The following is a 4,777-nucleotide window of genomic DNA, read 5'->3' as shown; positions in this document are numbered from 1 at the left end:
GGGTCGCCCCGGCGCCCCCCTCCGACCGGTCGTCGAGGGCCACCGCCTCCCCGCACCCGCGTCGCGGGTAGCCGGAGATGGCGCACAACAGCCCGTTCGGGGCGTACCGCAGCGGCCCCGCCGTGTCCGCCAGCGCGTCCGCCGCCGTGCCGCCGTCCGGTACCCGGGCGCAGACGGTGAGCGGGCCCTGCGGGGGGGTCTCCCCATCCGGGGCGTCGGCGGGGACACCGAAGTCGACGACCAGGGCGACCCGCCGGGTCCCGGCCCCGGCGGGCTCCCCGGCGCAGATCGTCCCGAAGGAGGTGGCCTCCGCGTCCCCGCGCGGGGCGCGCGCGTCCCCGGAGTTCACCGTGACGGCGAACCGCATGCCCAGAACGTCGCCGTCGAGCGGGCGCAGGGTGCCGGGGCCCCGGGTGGAGTACCGCCACCGCGGGGCCTCCCCGTCCTCCCCGTCCTCCTCCGAGCCGTCCGGGGCGTCCGGGGCGTTGTTCTCGTCGAGTTCCCAGAACGACCAGTAGCGGTACCCGGTGCCGGAACGTCCGTTCCCGGTGTCCTCGGCGCCTCCGGTGTCCTCGGCCCGCTGGAGCGCCGCAGCCTGCGGCACGAGGGCACCGGCGCCGAGGCCCAACAGGACCCCGGCGACCCCGGTGACCAGGGCTCCCCGGCGCACGCCTCTCACGTCCGGGGCTCCCCGGTGTCCGTCGGACCGCCGTCCTCGGCCTTCGTGGCCCCGGCGCCGTCCTCCCCGTCGTTCCCCGTGGTGCCTCCGGTGGTCCTCCCACCCCGACGCAGGGCGGCGAGCAGACCCACGCCGACGCCCGCCAACAGCAGGGCCCCGAGGAACCACAGGGAGTTGAGGCCGCCGCCGGAGTCCTCCGCGTCGGCCTCACCGGCCGCCGCGTCACCGTCGCCGCGGTCCTCCGGCTCCGTCGCCGGGGCGTCGGGGTCCGGGCCGGAGGCGAGGAGCCGGGCCGTGAGGTCCACGCCCCCGAAGTCGGTGGGGTCGTCCCCGACCGCCTCCAACGCCAGTATCAACTCCGCGACGGTCCCGGTGCCGCCGTAGGGGCCGTCCTCGTCGGAGACCTCCCCGGCGGTCGGGGCCAGGACGGCACGGGCCTCCTCGGTCCACCCGCCGGCGGCCAGACCGTGCGCGACCCGGGCCGTGGGGCCGGGCATCGGGGAGTCGTCGAAGGGGGAGCGCACCCACCCGCCGCCCTCGGTCACGCGGGAGAGCAGCCAGGCCAGGCCGTCCTCGGCGGCCTCCGCGGGTTCGACCGCGGAGGCGTTGCCCGGGTCCCCCTCGCACGCCGGGGCCGCCGGCGGCCCGTCGGGCGTCCGGTCCCCGGCCGCGGGGGCCAGGGCCAGGACGGCGTCCACGGTCGCCAGTTCGTTGGCGTACCGGGAGCCGTCCTCCTCGGGCTGCCAGACGAACGCCCCGCGGTCCGCCTCCGGCGCCTCGCACCCCAGGCGGAACGCCAGCAGCGCCTCCTCGGCGGCTTCGACCTCGGCCGGCTCGGCGCCGACCGCGTACAGCGCCGAGAGCGCCACCGCCGTGGAGTTCGCGTCGCTCTCCCCACCGGGCGCGTAGGCCCAGCCGCCGTCCTCGTTGCGGGCGGACAGCAGCCACTCCACGGCCGAGTCCAGCACGGCCTCCGCGGCGGCGTCCTCCTCGGCCGCGGCCGCGAGGGCCTGCACGGCCATACCGGTGGCGTTGGTGTCCACCGCCGGCTCGCCGTCGCACGCGGCACCGGGCTCCGGGAGATACGCGGGGAAGCCGCCCTCCGGGCACTGCTGTCCCAACAGCCAGGTCACGGCGGCGGGCGGGACGGGTTCACCGGCGGCCTCCAGGGCCAGCATCGCCAGCGACTGCCGCCAGACCCCGTCCCAGGACGGGTCGCTCTCCCCGTACAGGCCCTCGTCGGCCGGTGGGGTGGGGGACGCCGTGGCGTCGTCGGCACCCGCAGCCGGGACCGGGCCCAGCAGGAGGAGGGCCGCGCCGGCCAGGGCGGTCGCGCCGCGGAGCGGTGTCATCGTGCTGCCTTTCGGTGGGGCGGGCCGTCTGCACGGCTGACCGCCCCGACCGCGCCCCGACCACCGTCGGGCACGCCGACGGGCGGGCACCCGGCTCGGTTCCGCGTTCCTCGACGGATTCGGCCGGCGGACCGGAGGTCCGGGACCGGGAGCCAGTGCGTGCCCGCACGCGGGAGGTCCGGCTCACCGGGCGCGCGCCGTGGCGTCGCGTCCGGATCACGGTTGCGGGTCAGCGCCGGTCTCGCACCGGTCTTTCCCCGCTCGCGGGCCGGGGGTGCGTCGGTGGCACCCCCGTGGACTGCGCCGCCCACTGTAACCGCTGCGCTTTCCCGGGCCCCCGGCGGCGGTCCCCCCGCCGCCGGGGCCGCCCGCTAGCCGCCGGTCCCGCCCGCCACCAGACGGCAGGCCGTGCTCAGGTCCCGGTCGGCCTCGGCGGCCGTGGTGTGCCCGGACAGCCAGTGCATCAGGGTGGAGTGCCAGGTCAGCTGGATCACCCGCATCGCGCTGCGCCGATCCGGTCCCGGGTCGGCGGGCAGTCCGGCGGCGTCCACCAGGATGTCCGTGGTCAGCTCCGACACCGCCCGCACCTCCGCCTGCGCCGAGCGGTCGGCGAACACCAGGGCCCGCATCATCGCCTCCGCCAGCAGGGGATCCCGCTCCTGTGCGCGGAACGCCCTGCGCAGCGTGCGCAGCAGTCGCTCCGCCGGGTCGGCCTCGGTCAGCGGACGGTCCCGCAGCGTCTCGCGCAGCAGTTCCAACTGGTCGAGCAGGACGCCCAGCAGGAGGTGGATCTTGGAGGGGAAGTAACGGTAGAGGGTGCCCAGCGCCACGTCGGAGGCCTCGGCCACCTCCCGCATCTGCACCGCCTCGAAGCCGCCGGCCGAGGCCAGCCGGGTCGCGGCGTCCAGGATGCGCCGACGGCGCTCGCGCTGCCGCTCGGTGCGCGGTGACGCCGGCCGGGAATCCCCGGGGGACGGCAGTGTCGTCATGGGCGGTCCGGGGACACCGGCGCGCCGAACCGCGTCGGCGGCGGGACCCCCTCCCTCCTCTCGGTCCCGGCCCGGCGCCGGGGCGCCGGGTACGGCCATGTCGGTACCCGTCCGGCGGTCACGAGGTGCTCCCACCGCCGGGTGCCGGTGTCCCCGGGCGGGGTCGTCCCGACGATCACGGGCCCCGGTTGTCGGGACCCGGATGGGCGTCGATGACAATGGTGCCCGACGGCCCCGGGCAACCCGGTGGCACGCCCGGACCGCCGGGGTCCGTGGCACGTGTCACGTCCCGCCCCGGAGGCGCCGGGGAGGGGGCAGGCTATCGTTTTCGTACTCGTCGGTAGCCCGGTCGGTGCGGTGGACCCCCACCACCGGCCCCGGGAGAAGGCGCTCCGGCGCACGCGGACGGAAGGGAGCCGGAGTGGCCACGCACTCGGAGGGGGACCGACCCCTGCGGATCGCCCTGCTCAGCTACAAGGGCAACCCCTGGTGCGGGGGGCAGGGGGTCTACGTCCGACACCTCTCCCGTGAGCTGACCGCACTCGGTCACCGGGTCGAGGTGATAGGCGCCCAGCCCTACCCCGTCCTGGACCCCGGGGTCCCGCTCACCGAGCTGCCGAGCCTGGATCTGTACCGCGACCCGGACCCGTTCCGCACCCCTGGGGCCGGGGAGTTCCGGGACTGGATCGACGCCCTGGAGTTCGCGATCATGCGCACCGGCGGCTTCCCCGAGCCGCTGACCTTCTCCTTGCGCGCCCGCCGACTGCTCGCGGCCCGCCGGGGCGACTTCGACGTCGTCCACGACAACCAGACCCTCGGCTACGGGTTGATGGGAGCGGGCCCCCTCACCGGGCCCGATGCCGTGCCGCCGCAGGTCACCACCATCCACCACCCCATCACCGTGGACCGGCGCCTGGAGTTGGCGGCCGCCCCCGACCTCGGTCGTCGCCTGTCGCTGCGCCGCTGGTACGCCTTCACCCGGATGCAGAAGCGGGTGGCCCGCCGGCTGGAGACCGTGCTGACCGTCTCCCACACCTCCCGGAGCGAGATCATCGACGACCTCGGCGTGCGGCCCCACCGCATTCACGTGGTGCCCATCGGGGCCGACACGACGATCTTCCGCCCGGACCCCGCCGAGCCGGTGGTGCCCGGCCGCATCGTCACCACCTCCAGTGCCGACGTGCCCCTGAAGGGGCTGGTCCACCTGGTGGAGGCCCTGGCCAAACTGCGCACCGAGCATCCCGCCGCCCACCTGGTGGTCGTCGGTTCCCGCCCCGGGCGCGGTCCGGTCGCCGAGGCGCTGGAACGCTTCGGTCTGGAGGGGGCGGTCGAGTTCGTCAAGGGCATCGACGACGCCGAGTTGGCCCGCCTGATCCGCGGCGCCCGGGTCGCCTGCGTGCCCTCGCTCTACGAGGGGTTCTCGCTGCCCGCCGCCGAGGCGATGGCCACCGGCACCCCCCTGGTCGCCACCACCGGCGGGGCGGTCCCCGAGGTCGCCGGCCCCGACGGCGAGACCTGCCTGGCCGTGCCTCCCGGGGACGCCGGCGCGCTGGCGGTGGCCATCGGCCGCCTGCTGACGGACGACGGGCTGTGCGCGAGGATCGGCGCGGCGGGACGCGAACGCGTGCTGGGACGCTTCACCTGGGAGCGCGCCGCCCGTTCCACCGTCGAGCACTACCGGACGGCCATCGCCACCCGTGCGCCCCGGAGCCCCGGGGTCCGCGGGTGAGCGGAAGCCGGCCGCGCGTTCCCCCGCC

The 4,777-nt window shown here is 76.7% G+C and carries 4 protein-coding genes; 1 reads left to right on the top strand and 3 read right to left on the bottom strand.

The window, feature by feature from the left end; all coding sequences use genetic code 11:
- The 3 genes from FNQ90_RS12900 to FNQ90_RS12890 all read right to left on the bottom strand — a co-directional run.
- Window positions 1–679: SCO2322 family protein (locus tag FNQ90_RS12900; protein WP_182606511.1), on the bottom strand; the 679-nt coding region annotated here is incomplete at its 3' end.
- A complete protein-coding gene (locus tag FNQ90_RS12895; RefSeq protein ID WP_182606510.1) occupies window positions 676–2,031 on the bottom strand; it encodes a prenyltransferase/squalene oxidase repeat-containing protein in 1,356 nt (451 codons plus the stop codon). The genes FNQ90_RS12900 and FNQ90_RS12895, both read right to left, overlap by 4 nt.
- Before the next feature lie 371 nt (window positions 2,032–2,402).
- Window positions 2,403–3,020 carry a TetR family transcriptional regulator gene (locus FNQ90_RS12890; RefSeq protein ID WP_182606509.1) on the bottom strand — a complete coding sequence of 206 codons (618 nt, stop codon included), beginning with the start codon at window positions 3,018–3,020 and terminating at the stop codon, window positions 2,403–2,405.
- 421 nt (window positions 3,021–3,441) lie between these two features.
- Between FNQ90_RS12890 and FNQ90_RS12885 the strand changes: the two genes are divergently transcribed.
- A complete protein-coding gene (locus FNQ90_RS12885) occupies window positions 3,442–4,749 on the top strand; it encodes a glycosyltransferase family 4 protein (RefSeq protein WP_182606508.1) in 1,308 nt (435 codons plus the stop codon).
- The last annotated feature ends 28 nt before the right edge of the window (window positions 4,750–4,777 follow it).

Origin of the sequence: Streptomyces alkaliphilus, from assembly GCF_014141535.1 — a bacterium.
GTDB lineage: Bacteria > Actinomycetota > Actinomycetes > Streptomycetales > Streptomycetaceae > Streptomyces > Streptomyces alkaliphilus.
The sequence above is the reverse complement of the archived record's forward strand: the minus strand, read 5'-3'. Positions and strand labels throughout refer to the sequence as shown.